Below are 15,775 nucleotides of genomic sequence, written 5' to 3'. Positions count from 1 at the left end.
CTGCGGGGTTAACCCGCAAGCCATGCAATCAAGCGATGATTCAGTTGTTCTTCATTCAAATGTGGGAACAACGCAGCTTCAGTCACCATGTCATAGAGGCGTTCCAGCGGTTCGCGCGGGTCTGCCTTTTTGGCTTTGGCATCATTTTTGAGCAACGTCCACACATCCAGAATATACGAACGGGACTCAATCTCTTTACCTTTGAAAAAGTGTTGCAATTGTTCTACTTCTGTCAGGAATTCCTGGCCGAATCGACCAGCAACATCCCCACGAAGCAACGCAATCTCCACCTCATACATTGGACGCTGTGTTTTGGCCTCTTTGCCAATCCAAGGTGTCTCCAGAATAAATGGACGTCCTTGAAGCTTCTCATGGTTAACGATGCGGTTAATCGCTTCAAACCCAATCCAGCCAGAGCCAATGGGAGTATGACGGTCCTTGTGCGCACCCACAGCATTCTTACTATCATTAATATGCATTACGGCAATGCGGTCAAGTCCTACCGTACGATCGAATTGTTCCAGTACACCGTCAAAATCGTTAACGATATCATATCCGGCATCGTGAATGTGGCATGTGTCCATACACACAGTCAGGCGCTCGTTATACGTTACTTTCTCGATAATCTGGGCGATCTCTTCGAAACTGCGCCCCATCTCCGTACCTTTGCCAGCCATGGTTTCCAGAGCGATGTTCACATCTGTCTCTTTCACACCTTCCAGCACTTCATTCAACCCTTCTGCGATCCGTCCGATCCCATAGTGGGCATCTTTATCTGTAAAAGCGCCGGGATGTAATACGATGTTTTTGACACCAATGGCATGTGTACGACGGATCTCTTCCTGAAGGAAATCTACAGCGAGTCTATACGTGTTGTCTTTGTATGAGCCAAGATTAATAATGTATGGTGCATGGACAACGATATCTTCCATTCCACCCTCTTGCATGGCAAGCTTGCCTTCTTCAATATACATGGATTCAATTGGCTTGCGACGTGTATTCTGTGGTGCACCCGTATATATCATAAACGAACTGGAACCGTACGATGACGCTTCCTTCGTTGCACTCAATAATCCCTTGTCCGAAAAGGACACGTGGGAGCCGATTTTCAGCATTATTGATCCCCCTTAATCTGAATTATCCCTTATTCTAACGCGATTATCGAAATAAATCTAGAAATGCGTTATAATTCGGGATAGAGGCTATTTCAGACAGCTAATTTATGGAACATGGGTAGGCGGCGGAATCCGTCTTTCCGTGAAAATCAATGAACCGAGGTGACTCCGCAATGATTTTCGACTCCTACGCGATGATACTGACCAGCACTTCCCCCAGCAATTGGTTTATGAATACGATCGCATTCTGGACTTTTTTATTGCTTGGCAGCATGTGTATCGGTGGATTTTTCATGATGCGCAAATTTTTGAAAGTGCTACCAAAAGCAGACGGAAAGTCCAAACTGGATTGGCAGAATTATTGGGTGGAAGCCAGCCGTCACTTGTGGACTGATGAAGCCAAAGCTTTTTTGGATCAACTCGTCGAGCCTGTACCTGGGCCATTTCGTGACATCGCCAAACATTCCATTGCTGCAGAGATCGGAAAAATTGCAGTTGAAGACAACGCCACGGAAGTATCGAGAGATCATTGTATCAAAGGATACATTATTGCCACACCGAAGCGGGATAATAAGTTTTTGGTAAAATTTTTGGAGAAAAACAAAATCGATTATTCCCCTTATCAACATTTGATTAAATAAGATACAAAGATGAGTTAAGCCATATATAGATTTGGTTAATTTACAGAGATGCTCCGTCAGGTAAGTTCGTTCCCAACAGGCATTGCTTACCGGCCGGGGCTGTTTGTCGATTCACAGGTATATATCAGGGCAGTGAAAATATGGAGAGGATGTTTGATATGAAAATTGCCATTTGTGGAGGTACCGGATTTGTGGGAGGAGCACTTGTAGATTACTGGCTGCAAGCCGGGCACCATGTGAAAGTTATTACACGAAAACTGCCTGACTTGCATAATCCAAGTAAAAATCTTACATATATATCGTGGGAACAAGTCGAAGAACAACCTCACTTGTTGGAAGGTATGGATGCTCTCGTTAACCTTGCCGGAGAAACGCTGAATCAACGTTGGACAACCAAGGCGAAGCTGGAGATTGTTGAATCCAGAGTAACAACCGTAGCACGGGTAGCCCGATTAGTGGAATCCCTGGAGCAAAAGCCGGAAGTGGTCGTTCAGGCTTCTGCCATGGCCATCTATGGAACCTCCCCTAATGAAACCTTCGACGAGAGCAGTCCGCAAAAATCCATGAACTTCCCGTCCCGGGTCTCGGAACAATGGGAAGTTGCTGCAGATGCAATCAAAAATGTGAGACTTGTTAAGATTCGGGTTAGCTTGGTACTCGGACATAAAAAAGGTGCATTTCCATTAATGAAACTGCCTTATATGCTAGGTGTTGGCGGCAAAATTGGCAGTGGCAAGCAATGGACTAGCTGGATTCACATTATGGATATCGTCAGACTGATTGACTTCACTATTCAGGACAAACAGATTTCCGGGCCTGTGAATGCTTCCACACCAAATCCCGTTACCAATGATGAATTCGGTCGCACGGTGGGTAAGGTGTATCATCGCCCTCACTGGTTCCCCGTACCCAGTTTCTTAATTAAAACCTTGGTTGGTGAACTATCCGTTGTTGTGCTTCAAGGGCAGCGAGTTATTCCGCAAAAAGCACTCGACCACGGATTCCAATTCACCTTCCCTACCTTAACCGAGGCTCTGGAGGATCTGAAGCACCGCGGTTTATCTGACTGATTGAAGTACGGCTTATCCAATCGACCGATAAGTGTAAACCGATTCCGCAAGTGTAAATGTATCTCCATCCGCCAATGGATACTCCTTATACGGAGCAAGAATATTGCCCTGAAGAATGGTTCCATTGACGGAACCCAGATCCTTAATCACATAGCCCGATTTGTTCCGGCTCAATTCCACATGAGCACGGGACACCCCGGTCGCTGTGTCCACCCACTGAACCATGTCTGCCGATCTTCCGATGACAAAAGATGCTCCCTGCACATCCATCCGTTCATGTTGGTCACCACTGCCAGATCTTCGTTCAAGATAATAAGACGCTATCACCGGGCCTGCCCCTGTAAAGTTACTTTTAGCCAGATTCTGCAAGTTCACGGTTGCTTCCGCAACTGTATCATGTGGGATTAGCTCTGAAGTTGAAGCTATCGTTTCCACATGGCGCTGAACGAACGGTGGTTCGGAGTGTTCAGGTGTCATGTGCAGACGTTGATAACGGGAATGCGCATTTCCTTCTACAACCGATTCAGTCGCTTGTTTTACACCTTCCTCCTTTTTATCAGCTGTATTCCAGCGCCAGCTTTCTTGAAATGGTTCCTCTTCATCTTCCGTTTGCTTCCCTTTGTTCTTACCTATATTGAACGAAAAAGACCGCTTATTCTCTGAGTCTTTATGAGGGTTTTCTTTACGCTTCCATGTCCATCCTGCTACCCCAAGCAAGCCAAGGCTTAGTACCATGCACAGAATCATCTGGGTCTGTCCCGGTTGCTCCATGTATATGAATCTCCACACCAATGCCATGGCAACCATGCAGCCCAATATGATATAGGTTACTTTGGAAGATCCGGACTTTTCCTCCGTTTCCATATCAACACGCTCTAATGAATCATAAGAGTTACTTGATCCATGATGTACGTTGCTTGAGCCCTCCAATGAAGATTGTCCAGGTGAGCGCCTGCCTGAAAAGGTTCGAGATCTCACCGGAAAGTCTTCAACCTCAGATTCACTCGTTTTCTGCGGCTGACGGAAATTTAGTTGCGACTCCATAGCAGCATTTTGAACAGGAGCACCGAGTTGATCTGGAGGAGAATAACCAGTGGATTGCCTGCTATCCCGCCCAGTAATTGACGAATGAAGATTATCTCCTGGACCATCGACGGTTTCCGACGTTCTGGACGAGAGAAATGCCGCTCTTCCTCTGCTCTCTTTCTCGTCTGCGTATAACTCCAGTAGAAGCTCTCGCAATTGTCTAATATCCCAGCGTTCATTGTCGCATAACTGCAGAACACGCTGAATTCCTTCTCCCTGCAGTTCCTGTACATGGGCCATCAGCCTGATTACCAGCTCACGGAATTGCTGAGGCATCGGATCAACTTCAACGGTATCCAAGATGGGCACATATACCATCCCAAGCTCACCCTGTTCGAATGAACCGTTGATGAATAGGTACTCTTCCTGGATCAATAATTTACGAGGCTCCAGCATATATTGTCGGCATTCCGTGAAGGCATCGGCTAATTGGAACAACAGACCATACAGAACACGCAACTTGATTTTGCTTGACTTTAACATCTGGGATAACATCTTGTAGCCGGATATGTCGTACTGCAAAGTTACATTACGGTCCACTTCCCGAATATGAACAGGAAGAAGTCGCGGAATCTGATTGGAGGACAACATGCCCATCTGTACCCGGCTCAATTCCTCCATTCGTAACCCTTCCTTTTTCTCCAAAACCATGAACGCTCCGCCGTTACGAATAAAATCTCTCGTTAATCCATACATGCCAATCCTCTCTTTCCATTGTTACTCTCAAATTTCTTTACTCCTTCATCTAAGGGAAAATTACTGAGATAAGCACCGTGATAAACCCGGGCAATACCGCAAGCATAAATGGAAACTTTAATGTCTTCTCTTTGTTCAGCAGCTTGAGGGAACCAAGCATAAAGAACCCGGCAAGATTGCCTGCCATGCCCCGAATCCGTTTCGCTGAGTCTTTGCGGAATAGAAGTATCACTAAACCAATGGCTCCTGCATACAAAACGGAGTAAATAATCACATGAATGCCAAAAGCAAGTCCCGTCCATGCGCCAATCGCACCAAACAATTTCACATCTCCTGCCCCTACTGCGCCAATCGCATACATCAGAAACAAAATACCAAAACCTGCTGCAAATCCAGCGGCTGAGAACAAGAAACCATCCCAACCTCCCCATATGATATGGGCCAGTACACCTGCAACAGTCACGGGTAAAGTCAATCGATTTGGAATTTTCATGAAACGAATATCTGTAACAAAAGCTGCAATAATGTATAGGCCACAGGCAATGTAGAACCACTCCACCTCCATCATCCCCTTCCTTATTTCCTGGAGGCCACGTTAAACGTAGTCTCTGTCTTGGCACCGTCTCCTGTCTCGACAACAAAACTCCATGTTCCTTCTGTTGTCCGAGTACCAACAAACCAGGTCCATTCGATCATTCCATTCTCATCCGCGGTGGCCCAGCCGATGTGCTTCGCGGAACTTTCACCTGACTTGTAAAATATCGTTAAATTGGCTGTCGCTCCTGGTTCAACCTTTACCTTAATCGTTGCATTGTTGCCTATGTATGCCGGGTCAGGCTTCGACAGTACCGTTGCTGAACCCGCAGTATCCCCATCTCCTGAACTGCCATCTGCCCCTTCTCCGGTATCTCCAATCCATACCCGTTCTGCCGCAGCAGCCTGAATCCGAAGCGGTTTACTGAGAAAGGGGACTTTTACCGGCAATTCATAACTCAGTTCAAGTCGGAAATATGGATTTGTTTTGTTTTTGAGATCAGGTATGGAAATCCCATTCACATGAACCCGTTCCATATCCAGCAGAGTTGGTTCGATAAAAGGTTGAAGCAGCGGTTTTACCGTGGGATCAAGTACGGTTTCCAAAACGGATGTCTTGATCTCCTGTAGTGGCTGTTCACCACTGGCCGCCGCTGAACGTACCCAATCACTTAATGGCTCGGGCAGAGAAGAAGCATAACCTTCTGCCCACTCTGTCAGAGACAACTCCGGTATCTTCCACCCTCCTCCAGAGCCTTCACCACCTGCAGAATCCGAAGGGGTAAATGCAAGGGAAACCGGATATATTTTCGTTGATAACTGCTTCACCGCTTCTCCTGCTGTGCTCTGCAGCGCTGTGGAGATTAGAGTCATTTGCACAATGAAGATGAGAAACATGATAAAGAACAGAAAGACAGGTAACACCAGTGAGGCTTCCAGAACCATGCTGCCCTGTTCCTTTTTCGGAGAACATATCTGCTTATTCAGAAACTTCAAACGTTGCAATCTGATTATTCTGGTTAACCTAATCTCTAATTGTGCTCTTTCTTTTTCATATTGTTGCTGCTTATCCATAATCCCTCCACCGAAACGATCCTAATCACTCAATAGGAATAATCCGCCTTCCGCTCAATGAAAAATCGCCCATCTTCAACCTGATCCGCACTACCCATAACTGCACCTATGCTTCTAACCACCCCTGGTAAAAACCACAACTTGATGCTGCTGCGCATGTTACCCGAAGCATACGTCTGTTTCTCATCTGGATTCACACCCGTATTTAATCGAATTAACGCCAGCATTCTGGACATTTTGCGTTCATTGTTGCTGTTCATCAATAGGAACAATCGAAGATGGTCCCTATACGTCAATTTGACTTTGATATACTTTGACAATTCCACACTGCCCTCTTTTGCTAGTTTCACCATATCCGCGATGGCGTTTGTAATCCCGTATAAGATTGCCGCCGATAATACCAGAAGTGGGTTCCCAAGCTTGCTGTGCTCAATTAACCCTTCTGCGGTTCGAATAGCCAGGCGCATCCCAAATATCTCCGCATATGCCGCAGCGATGTTACCCGAAGGATTATGAAACCCGTAAACGATATACTCCAGTTCCTGATTCTCCAATTTGAAGACATCACCCGCATCTCCACCACCTTCAGTCCAGGTAAATAGTTGACCAAAATCCATGGAGTTGAAATAGGCTAGAGCGTATTCATTCTGGAACAATTCGTCGCCAAGACTATCCAGCAGACCTGACATCCCGCCAAACAAACTGTCCATTCCCTTCATGGCATCGCCACCAGAGTCATAGGGATCACCAGCAATCTCTGCCTTTTTGGATTCCTCACGACTAGCCTCATTAAAAGCAATATTAGCGTTGTAATATTCCTCTAGCTGTTTGAAAGCTTCCATGGAACCAGCACTTCCATTCTGAATCTGCGACAAGATTCGTTTAACTTCCTTTAATTTCCCTTTGGATTCCTTATCATTCGCTTTGCGCTCAGCATCCGACCCACGACCACTCTCCAGCTGCTGCTTACTCTGTTGAATGAGGTTGGCAGGACCGCTACGTACATAGGTGTCCATATATCGTTCGGTAATCTGACTTGCCTGTCTGACCGCGGGTTTAATCGGAACCCCACTCATGCCCGTGACACTACGAAGATGTGTATTCAATTCCATATTGTCTCTTCTGACGTTGTCGAAGTCCGTATTCTGGGAAACAACTCGTGCCTTCAACTGCTCGAATAGGGTATCTGCCCTCACAAGCTCCGAAGCAAGAGAACGTGTACTTTTGGCTTCAGTGGCTGATCCTGTAGATGTAAGACTCGTTCCAGGCAGATTTGAGTTGCCCACGTTATCGTAACTGGCATTCTCCGAACGGTTCTCCCCCTCCGCGATCACACGTTTCATTTCCTCATTAATCTTGCGTGCTTCTTCGATCTTGGACTGTGCTTCCTCCAGCTTCGTTTGATGGGCCTGTAACGCCGGTTGTATGACCATGCTGATGCCTGTCACCACATTACCAACACCAGTCCGATAACGAGCCAGTTCCAATATGTATTGTTGCTCTCTGAACGGCAATCCCTCATCTGCCTGTTTCTTGTTAAGATAATCTGCATAACGTGCCGCTGCCTCGGCAGCTGTCTCTGGTGTTTCTTCCAACATTTCTTCATAGATGGCCTGTGAAGGCGGGTCCATGATTAACTTCGGAAGATTCTTCAGCTTCTCCGCGGATTCCGTCTGATTGGCAATGGCTTCATCCAACAATTCTTCACGTTTGTCATATAACTTCTGCAATTTTTTCAACAAGTCTACCGTGTGCGAGGCTTCCTTCATCTCGTCTGACATCGGTTTGAACCGATTGATCACTTCAAGGGTAAAGTCAACCGGAGCCCGATACTTCATATCCTCCTGAATCTGGCGATTAAATATATCGTATCTGCCCAGTTCACGCTCCATGCTCAGCGTAGTTGTATCCCACTGGATATCCAGAATGGGGAATCCATCTTTCACAGATGAAGGCTTCACGCTATCATTCAGCACTTTAGCCATAATCGCATCCCCACTACTGTCGCCATACCCGAATAAACCATACTCCCGTAGTGAGGTGTCATAGGCTGACATGACGGATCTCATCGCAGCATGAGTCATTCGTTCAGTCTGCACCTTGAATGCCGCTATACGAGCATAATCAATAAATATAGCGACAAACATATAAACTCCGGCCAAGATTAATATTAAAAAAAGGGTTACGGCCCCCAACTCACCGTCTTTTTTTCTAAACAGCTCCGCCCTCCTCCTTTTCTCACTTTCTGCTTTTGCCAAAATGCTGCACAACCTGTCCTGCTTCCGCGGCAGTACTCGCAGCTTCTCCGCCTTTGCCTTTAAACTTGGCTGCGTAATAACGGACCAGATCTACCGTTCGAATGAATTCCACCGGTTCAACAACCGCGGATGATCCTTGGGTCAACACACGGTTACCTGAATCGAACAGAAAAGAAGGAAGAGGCAAAGAGATTACTTGTTCCAGCTTGGTCGTTACTTTCCGCTGAATCAGAGAATTCTGATACTCAATTGTTCCTTTCATGGCTGAGGGCATCTGTTGAACTGCTTGTGCTAATTTCTGTTCCGAGAGACTTCCGCCTTCACGAGCAGGTACAGATATGCTAACCTGATTGTCCGCTCCCGCCCAGCCAAACAGCGCTCCAAGCATACGATCATCCGTCAGTCTCCAGTACAGACTGTCATGTTCTCCAGCAACATATTCACCCGTCATCGCCTGTTTGTGACTGTTGTCCCAACTATAGGCTGCACGCTCAGAAGCTGCATAGGCATGTTGAGTCAAGAATGTCTTTTGATACATGTACATGGTAAAGAAGAGCAACAACACAAGAATAAACAGCACGACAGGGAAGATCAGGGAGGCTTCAACGGTGAAGCTCCCTTCTTCCTTCTTCAGCCTGTTAACCCGGGAAAAATTCATTACTTTTTGTATCCACTTTGCTAAGAAGAGACTTGATTAGTGCCGTTATTTGGTCTTTAAAAATCAAAGCAATAATGATAATAACCCCGATAATCAGAATCAGCTCCAACGTGCCGAGTCCGTCCTCTTCCTTCCAAAATGCGCTTACCTTGTTTTTTAACACTTCCATCATCCCAATTCCTCCTACATATTCATCATCATAAAAGCAGGTGCCCCGATCATGACCACAATCGTAAAAAAGATCAGTACCATCGGAAACACCAATTTGGAAGAAGCCTGTTCTCCCTTCGCCCGACTGACAGCCTTGCGTTTCTCCCACAACACATGTGACAGATCCCGCAGCGCCAATACAAAGTCACCTCCCCCACGCCGGAAATTCAGCAGCACGGTTGTTGTAAAAATCGTCACTTCCTGCACACCGCAGCGGCGACTGAACTGTTCAAATGATTGTTGAAACGAATAACCGTTATTCCAATCTCCCACGGTCTTTCTAAGTTCGTTGTACAGCGGATGATCCCGTTCCCCCTGGCTTGTGACACAGTGAACGATGGCACGCTGAACGGTCTCCCCAGCGCCCACCAACAGAACAATTCGATTCAGCAACTCGGGCAGCTCCATAAGAATGTCCTGATCTCTCCGCTGGACCTTGGTATTGAGGTCTTTATAGAGTGCAAAAGGTAAAGCTATTCCTAACGCTAGTCCACCCACCATACCCCCGATGCCCATATCTCCAACAAGTGTTAACAGACAACCTGCCAGTAACATAAGCCACGTGTAGGTTAACATTTCAGCGCAATAGAGCATCGTTTTCTCCCCACTGTGCTGTATGCCATACATTTTCTGAATAGCATGTTGCATCCGAAACATGAGCACAGGCAATCTGCGTCCAGTCTCAAACTTGTCCAATATAAACAGGAAGGGACCATGCAATTTCTTCAGTCGCAATCCTTCCATATCCAGCTTGCGCAGATGCCGGTAGGTCTGTCCCCGGGTTCGATCCAGCACCAGCCATCCCGCTCCGAGCATCCCTGCGACTATAACGGGAAGCAGCATCGTTTCAGCTCCTTATACTTTGATATCCATAATGCGATTAATCCACAGATAACAGCAGGCGAGTACTGCCAAGGCACCGCTAGAGATGAGGTAACCCATCCCGCTATATAACGGCTCCATAAAGTCCTTGGCGGTCAGATTGAGAAATATCAAAAAAATAAATGGAGCGGCAAACATCACCTTCGATTCGAACTTTTTCTGTGATACCGCGACCATAATATCCTGCTGAATATCCAGCTTCTCACCAATCACCGCAGAGGTACGGCGCACAACCTCAACCAGATCCCCCCCAGTTCGTTTGCACGTAATGAATACATCTGCAAAGTTCGTAATATCCTCAATCTGCGCCCGATCCGAGAAATCCTGTAGAGCCTCTTCTATTGGTTGTCCATACTCCATCCGTGTCCTCAATATCGTAAACTCACGAATCAGATCGGTATCGGCTTCCGGATTTAACATCCGCAAATCTTCCACGGATTCCTTGAATCCATTCTCCACCGATTTTCCTGCGGCAAGTGCAGAAGATAATGCATATAACGCTTGCTTAAAATGTAAACTGAGTGTCATTCTTTTTCGTTCCAACAGCACTTTAGTCCAATGTTTTGGTACCCATATGCAACCCGCAGCCAGGATAGCTCCAGCCAACCAGTGATGGTAGAACAGAATTCCGATGCCAAAAAAGAGCAGACCACTGATCAGCATACAGACCATTCGTTGTCTCCGGGAAAGCGTATATACGGTGTAATCCGTCAACATCTGTCTGGCTTCACCCAACAGTAATCACCTTCCAATGACTTTAATTTGCGTTGTTATCTGATGAATTTGTTTCAACACTACATTGTTCTATGTATTCATCCAGCCATTCCCCGAGCCCAGCCATCTGAATTTTATCCACCTGATTCAACTTTCCAACCTGTACTAACCCGCCAATAATTTTGCCTTCACGCTCTTCTTGTTCCTGGAAACGAAAGAGTGGATTCAGCATAACCTCACCGTTCTTCATACCAATCACTTCACTAATTTCTGTCACCCGCCGTGAGCGGTCTCGCAGCCGGGATAGATGTACAAAAATATCGATTGCTGAACTAATCTGCTGCCTTACAACCGCAATGGGGAGATCCGCACCACTGAGCACCATCGTTTCAAGTCTGCTGATCATGTCGGAGATGGTATTCGCATGCCCAGTTGATAAAGATCCATCATGACCTGTGTTCATGGCCTGTAACATATCCAGAGCTTCTGCGCCCCTGACTTCCCCAATCACAATCCGGTTCGGACGCATCCGTAAGGAAGATTTGATCAGATCCCGAATAGATATCTGTCCCTTGCCTTCGGTGTTTGCATTCCGTGTTTCCAGTGATACCAGATTTGGTACCGTAACAATCTGTAACTCAGCCGAATCCTCAATGGTAATAATCCGCTCATCAGCAGGGATAAACTGTGATAAGGCGTTCAGAAAGGTCGTTTTTCCCGATCCGGTTCCACCTCCAATGAAGATGTTGTATTTACTCCGTACCAACTGCTGCAATAATTCTGCCGCTTCTTCATGCAGGGCTCCCTTTTCAATCAGATCGGACATCTTCATCGGTTCACTGGGGAATTTACGAATCGTCATCGTGGGACCTTTCAAGGCAATAGGAGGCAACACGATATTGACCCGCGAACCATCCTTTAAACGGGCATCTACGATTGGAGAAGACTCATTCACAATCCGGTTTACCCCGGACACAATCATCTGGATAATATCCTCGAGCCGTTCCATGGACTCAAATTCAAGGGTGATCTGGTTGACTTCACCTTCCTGCTCCACAAAAATCTCCTTGTGACTATTGATCATAATCTCCGTAATATCGGGATGATCCACAAGTGGCTGCAAGATATCTAATCCACGAAAGGAGTCAAACAATCGCTGTACCAGCGTATGACGCTCTCCTGATGTTAGATCATCCAGCTTCGGGTCACTGAGAACTTTGCTCTCTATCCCTTGCCAGAGTTCATCATCTCCAGCAGACGAGGTTAAATCGAGGCCAGCCCTGACTTCCCTGCGCATCATCTGAAACTGTTCTTCACGATCCAATATTCTATTGGATGAATCCGTCATAGTGCCCACCGATCCTGCTTCTGAATTCGTCCCGTCTGCTTCAATTCTTCTTCGCCATCTTGTACCAGCAGGGCACATAATCTCTTCACTTCACGTTGGAAGATCGGTGAACTAAGCATGACTTCCTCCTGACTGAGTTGTTTCCAAGAAGGGATATAGGGCAACACTGCATCCAGATGCAGATCAGGGCGTGGGAGTACATTGACGACATTGTCCCGATATTTGTTAACCACAAAGCGTGAACTCTCCAGTATACTTTCGTACAAATCTGGCTTCGTTCGTCCAGCATGCTGCAACCATTGCCCCCATCGATGCATGGCAGATATATCATCCTCAACCAACCAGACAAATGCATCTGCTGCATCTAGTACACCTTCACTGCGCCCATCCCATCCGGAATCCCCATCCAGAATCAACACGTCATATTGTCCGCAATCGGTTAAATAACGAAGCAGATTCGACGTATCCTCACGAGTCATCTGCAACAATTCTTTCCGATTCGATAATGGCCAGAACACATCGGATTTCAATGCTTCATGCCGGACCACATATCCATCTACGCCCTTCGATAGCGCCTGTAACTGCTTGCCGGATTCCTTTCTGCCCACCTTCAGATCGTATAACAGGCGTGACAATCCCGTCTCCGCATCCGGGTGGCGCTGCCCACTTCTAGTTAGTCCCTTTTCCAGAAACGGGAGCGTACTGTCCAGCGTCTCCAGATTCAGATAGAGAACAGCATAACCTGCAAGTCCCAGTTGCTTCGCCATATGCAGGGCTACTGCCGTTTTGCCACTTCCACCCGAAGCGGATACAACACCGATGGAGAGAGTCTCTTGCCCCGGATGGTGAACCTTCTTGCGGCGTGGCTGCCGACAAGCATGCATCACAGCATCCAGCAAAGCAGGCAAGGGTTGGTATTTCATCAGCCGCTTCGCCTCTTCCACCTCTTCCAGCCCTTCACTAAGCATCAGCCAAGGTACACCTGATCCTTCTCCCCCGTTATTCAGCCAGTCATTCAGAAACTCCGGTTCCGCAATAACCAGATCCGGTAATTCCCGACCTTCCTGCTGATTCATATGATCCTTGAACGAATCCCTTTGGGAGAATGCCGTGAAACGCACATGGAAACCAGACGAATCTCCCTGTACATAATCAAGCCAGGCGCTAATGTAATCTCTATCCTTTGAGACCAGAACAACCTTCAGTACAATCAATTTTTCCTTCCCTCCCTGTCAAAAAGCACAAAAAAGCACCGCCCAATAACCGCATGAATATGCAGTATATGGACGGTGCTTCCGTCACGTGCTATGAATGTATGGATAATATAGCATACAATTTCTGGTCGAGCAAGGGATTTATTCTAATCCATTTTTTCCTTAAGAGTTATACGGTGAATCAAACTCAATAATGTTACGGTCAGGATCGAGAACAAAAATCTGTGCGAATCCAGCCACACTATCCGGTCTCGCTTCGTACTCAATTCCCTGCTGTTCCAACCAAGCAATAGTCCCCGAATAACTGGTCACCCAGATTGCAAAGTGGCCGTCTGTTGTATCAATTCCGGCCTCGCGTAACGTGTGACCCTCCGGGTGCTGTAACAGATGAAGCTGCTGGCTACCGATGGCGTACCATGTACCAGTGGAGCGGAAAGGCGGACGTTCAATCTCCTGCATTCCCAGTAACCCCGAATAGAACTTTTTCGCGATTTCCAGATCACGTACAGCCAGACTAACATGGTGGATGTGTGCATATTCGATCATCTTTGATCTCCCCTCTCTACTTCAATATGACTATACTACAACATCTTGGACCCTGAACATATTCTCCTCTAAAAAGAAAAACACCCCTGTTTGAATCCGGTAAAACCTCTCGGTTCACACAGATCTAGGTCAGAGGTGCCTGTAAACGGTACACAATGATGTGCGTTCATCGCTTCAAATGATCTTCAGCATTTCATTTGGCAATTGTGCTAGCCAACTTACTTAGCGCTATCCAATGCTTCTTGTGGAATCTTGATCTCTTCCACTTGATCATGGTTGGAGAACGTACTGTTCATCTTCATGTCCATCGTCATTTTCTGTCCATTCTGTTCCATCTCCATGACCATGGTTACATCCGTACTTGCCGGCAAATACGTTTCTTTATTGATCATGTATTTCATCTTCATGCTGGTAATATTCATCTGATCAAGCATAGCTTGCATCTGGGCATCCGAGCCGTTTTGCTCCATCACGGCTTTGGCCAGTTCTTTTACATTATCACCGGATACGTCAGCGTTAATCACATAATTGTCGCCTTCTTCGGTTACTTCAGTATCTTCTTCGATCTTTTTGAATTGCTCCAATTCACCTTCCGGATTCATGCTTGCTTTCATCTGCTCAATCAATGCAGCAGTTTGTGCTTCAGGAATCGCAACCCATTGCTCCCCAACTTGGGAGTAGATTTTATCCGAAGTAATATACTGCTTCACGTTCTGAGCTTCCTGTCCCGACATTTCCATTTTCATCTCTTGATAGATCATCATTGGATCTTTGATAATATCCATCTTGAGCGATGTTTTGACCTGTTGATCCTGGGACTGTTCACCAGCATCCAGTTTCAGATTCTGATCAATGTTTGCTTCAGTTGTGAAGCTTTTCATTTCTTTCGTTGCTGCATTGGTTTTGGTAATCAATTCGTCCAAGGTAGGGATCTTTGTTTCCTGCTCCGCAGGTGTATTGCCCTCGTTAGATGTTTCGTTGTTAGTTGCTGGCGGCGTTGCCGTATTATCTGTGTCGTTACCGCATGCTGCCAAGCTCACTGCTAATAATGCCCCGATAAATAATGTAGTCCACTTCTTCAAGTTGTTGTCCTCCCAAAATAGATATGATCTGTAGTCATTACCCAATTATTTCCGTTATTAATCATAAAAATCGATCTTTGATCTCCGGGGTAGGCAACATGCACGCCTCATCCTTGCCAAACCAGCGATAACGGTTGCTAGCAACCCAATTATAGATTGCATTACGAATAAATTTCGGTACAATAATGAACACATATAACAATGGATAAGGAAACTTCAGACCTTTAGCCAATCGCAGTGCGGCTGTTGAACGTGTATAGTATTTTCCATTTTCAATCAAAACAAAAGTATCCATACTGTCTGTCGACAGATTGCCCTTCACTAGCAGTGCCTTGGCTACATCCGATTGGAGCGAAGCAAAATGATATTTCCCTTCCGGGTCACGTTTGATAATCCATTTGGTTAAGCCCTGGCAGAAGTGACAGACGCCATCCACCAGTACGATGGGATGTCCCTGATGCACATCTGTTTGATTTGCTGTCATATTGACTGCCTCCTATTGTTCCGGTTAGAGTAACTTACCCAATCTGAGCCTTCTTGTTCACTAATTCTAAAATTTAATTATAGAGGTAGTTCAAAAAAAGACTAAAACCCGCTCTTTTTGAACACGCATTAATGGGAAATAAAAGAAAAAGAGCGCAGGCATT

The 15,775-nt window shown here is 46.3% G+C and carries 16 protein-coding genes; 2 read left to right on the top strand and 14 right to left on the bottom strand.

From position 1 onward, the window contains the following. Positions 1–8: 8 nt before the first annotated feature. A complete protein-coding gene (locus NKT06_RS07255; RefSeq protein WP_149846393.1) occupies positions 9–1,115 on the bottom strand; it encodes a deoxyribonuclease IV in 1,107 nt (368 codons plus the stop codon). A 173-nt stretch (positions 1,116–1,288) separates the two neighbouring features. Here NKT06_RS07255 and NKT06_RS07250 point away from each other — a divergent pair, with 173 nt between their 5' ends. Together NKT06_RS07250 and NKT06_RS07245 are read left to right on the top strand one after the other, a co-directional pair. Beyond that, complete coding sequence (locus NKT06_RS07250) at positions 1,289–1,756, top strand: DUF2621 domain-containing protein (RefSeq protein WP_253431906.1); 468 nt, start codon at positions 1,289–1,291, stop codon at positions 1,754–1,756. A 158-nt stretch (positions 1,757–1,914) separates the two neighbouring features. After that, a complete protein-coding gene (locus NKT06_RS07245; RefSeq protein WP_253431903.1) occupies positions 1,915–2,826 on the top strand; it encodes a TIGR01777 family oxidoreductase in 912 nt (303 codons plus the stop codon). 12 nt (positions 2,827–2,838) lie between these two features. Here the strand turns inward: NKT06_RS07245 and NKT06_RS07240 are convergent, their stop codons facing one another. The 13 genes from NKT06_RS07240 to NKT06_RS07180 form a co-directional block, all read right to left on the bottom strand. Next, on the bottom strand, positions 2,839–4,608 hold the full coding sequence (locus tag NKT06_RS07240) for a DUF6382 domain-containing protein (protein ID WP_253431900.1): 1,770 nt from the start codon (positions 4,606–4,608) through the stop codon (positions 2,839–2,841). Positions 4,609–4,657: 49 nt separating this feature from the next. After that, the gene (locus tag NKT06_RS07235; RefSeq protein ID WP_253442428.1) at positions 4,658–5,173 is read right to left on the bottom strand and encodes an A24 family peptidase; all 516 of its coding nucleotides are present in this window, start codon (positions 5,171–5,173) and stop codon (positions 4,658–4,660) included. An 11-nt stretch (positions 5,174–5,184) separates the two neighbouring features. Continuing rightward, positions 5,185–6,216 carry a pilus assembly protein gene (locus NKT06_RS07230; protein WP_253431898.1) on the bottom strand — a complete coding sequence of 344 codons (1,032 nt, stop codon included), beginning with the start codon at positions 6,214–6,216 and terminating at the stop codon, positions 5,185–5,187. A gap of 29 nt (positions 6,217–6,245) precedes the next feature. Beyond that, the gene (locus NKT06_RS07225; protein ID WP_253431895.1) at positions 6,246–8,474 is read right to left on the bottom strand and encodes a hypothetical protein; all 2,229 of its coding nucleotides are present in this window, start codon (positions 8,472–8,474) and stop codon (positions 6,246–6,248) included. Next, on the bottom strand, positions 8,455–9,132 hold the full coding sequence (locus NKT06_RS07220; RefSeq protein WP_253431892.1) for a TadE/TadG family type IV pilus assembly protein: 678 nt from the start codon (positions 9,130–9,132) through the stop codon (positions 8,455–8,457). The genes NKT06_RS07225 and NKT06_RS07220 overlap by 20 nt, the downstream gene beginning before the upstream one ends. Then, on the bottom strand, positions 9,113–9,304 hold the full coding sequence (locus NKT06_RS07215; RefSeq protein WP_253431888.1) for a Flp1 family type IVb pilin: 192 nt from the start codon (positions 9,302–9,304) through the stop codon (positions 9,113–9,115). The genes NKT06_RS07220 and NKT06_RS07215 overlap by 20 nt, the downstream gene beginning before the upstream one ends. A gap of 11 nt (positions 9,305–9,315) precedes the next feature. Next, positions 9,316–10,185 (bottom strand): type II secretion system F family protein, encoded by an 870-nt coding sequence (locus NKT06_RS07210; RefSeq protein ID WP_253431886.1) that lies wholly within the window; start codon positions 10,183–10,185, stop codon positions 9,316–9,318. Positions 10,186–10,197: 12 nt separating this feature from the next. After that, positions 10,198–10,941 carry a type II secretion system F family protein gene (locus NKT06_RS07205; protein ID WP_091016179.1) on the bottom strand — a complete coding sequence of 248 codons (744 nt, stop codon included), beginning with the start codon at positions 10,939–10,941 and terminating at the stop codon, positions 10,198–10,200. Positions 10,942–10,981: 40 nt separating this feature from the next. Further along, on the bottom strand, positions 10,982–12,286 hold the full coding sequence (locus NKT06_RS07200; RefSeq protein ID WP_253431883.1) for a TadA family conjugal transfer-associated ATPase: 1,305 nt from the start codon (positions 12,284–12,286) through the stop codon (positions 10,982–10,984). Beyond that, positions 12,283–13,500, bottom strand: coding sequence for a nucleotide-binding protein (locus tag NKT06_RS07195; protein ID WP_253431880.1), 1,218 nt, complete (start codon positions 13,498–13,500; stop codon positions 12,283–12,285). The genes NKT06_RS07200 and NKT06_RS07195 overlap by 4 nt, the downstream gene beginning before the upstream one ends. Before the next feature lie 162 nt (positions 13,501–13,662). Further along, positions 13,663–14,046 carry a VOC family protein gene (locus NKT06_RS07190; RefSeq protein WP_017690000.1) on the bottom strand — a complete coding sequence of 128 codons (384 nt, stop codon included), beginning with the start codon at positions 14,044–14,046 and terminating at the stop codon, positions 13,663–13,665. Positions 14,047–14,264: 218 nt separating this feature from the next. Next, positions 14,265–15,128, bottom strand: coding sequence for a DUF6612 family protein (locus tag NKT06_RS07185; protein WP_253431877.1), 864 nt, complete (start codon positions 15,126–15,128; stop codon positions 14,265–14,267). Positions 15,129–15,189: 61 nt separating this feature from the next. Continuing rightward, positions 15,190–15,612, bottom strand: a complete 423-nt coding sequence (locus tag NKT06_RS07180) for a thiol-disulfide oxidoreductase DCC family protein (RefSeq protein ID WP_253431874.1) — start codon at positions 15,610–15,612, stop codon at positions 15,190–15,192. Positions 15,613–15,775 lie beyond the last annotated feature (163 nt).

It is taken from the genome of Paenibacillus sp. 1781tsa1, assembly GCF_024159265.1.
Lineage (GTDB): Bacteria > Bacillota > Bacilli > Paenibacillales > Paenibacillaceae > Paenibacillus.
The sequence above is the reverse complement of the archived record's forward strand: the minus strand, read 5'-3'. Positions and strand labels throughout refer to the sequence as shown.

Coding starts and splice junctions, on each gene's coding strand:
- NKT06_RS07255 (WP_149846393.1), bottom strand. CDS start 1,115: ATGCTGAAAATCGGCTCCCACGTGTCCTTTTCGGACAAGGGATTATTG.
- NKT06_RS07250 (WP_253431906.1), top strand. CDS start 1,289: ATGATTTTCGACTCCTACGCGATGATACTGACCAGCACTTCCCCCAGC.
- NKT06_RS07245 (WP_253431903.1), top strand. CDS start 1,915: ATGAAAATTGCCATTTGTGGAGGTACCGGATTTGTGGGAGGAGCACTT.
- NKT06_RS07240 (WP_253431900.1), bottom strand. CDS start 4,608: ATGTATGGATTAACGAGAGATTTTATTCGTAACGGCGGAGCGTTCATG.
- NKT06_RS07235 (WP_253442428.1), bottom strand. CDS start 5,173: ATGGAGGTGGAGTGGTTCTACATTGCCTGTGGCCTATACATTATTGCA.
- NKT06_RS07230 (WP_253431898.1), bottom strand. CDS start 6,216: ATGGATAAGCAGCAACAATATGAAAAAGAAAGAGCACAATTAGAGATT.
- NKT06_RS07220 (WP_253431892.1), bottom strand. CDS start 9,132: ATGAATTTTTCCCGGGTTAACAGGCTGAAGAAGGAAGAAGGGAGCTTC.
- NKT06_RS07215 (WP_253431888.1), bottom strand. CDS start 9,304: ATGATGGAAGTGTTAAAAAACAAGGTAAGCGCATTTTGGAAGGAAGAG.
- NKT06_RS07210 (WP_253431886.1), bottom strand. CDS start 10,185: ATGCTGCTTCCCGTTATAGTCGCAGGGATGCTCGGAGCGGGATGGCTG.
- NKT06_RS07205 (WP_091016179.1), bottom strand. CDS start 10,941: ATGTTGACGGATTACACCGTATATACGCTTTCCCGGAGACAACGAATG.
- NKT06_RS07200 (WP_253431883.1), bottom strand. CDS start 12,286: ATGACGGATTCATCCAATAGAATATTGGATCGTGAAGAACAGTTTCAG.
- NKT06_RS07190 (WP_017690000.1), bottom strand. CDS start 14,046: ATGATCGAATATGCACACATCCACCATGTTAGTCTGGCTGTACGTGAT.
- NKT06_RS07180 (WP_253431874.1), bottom strand. CDS start 15,612: ATGACAGCAAATCAAACAGATGTGCATCAGGGACATCCCATCGTACTG.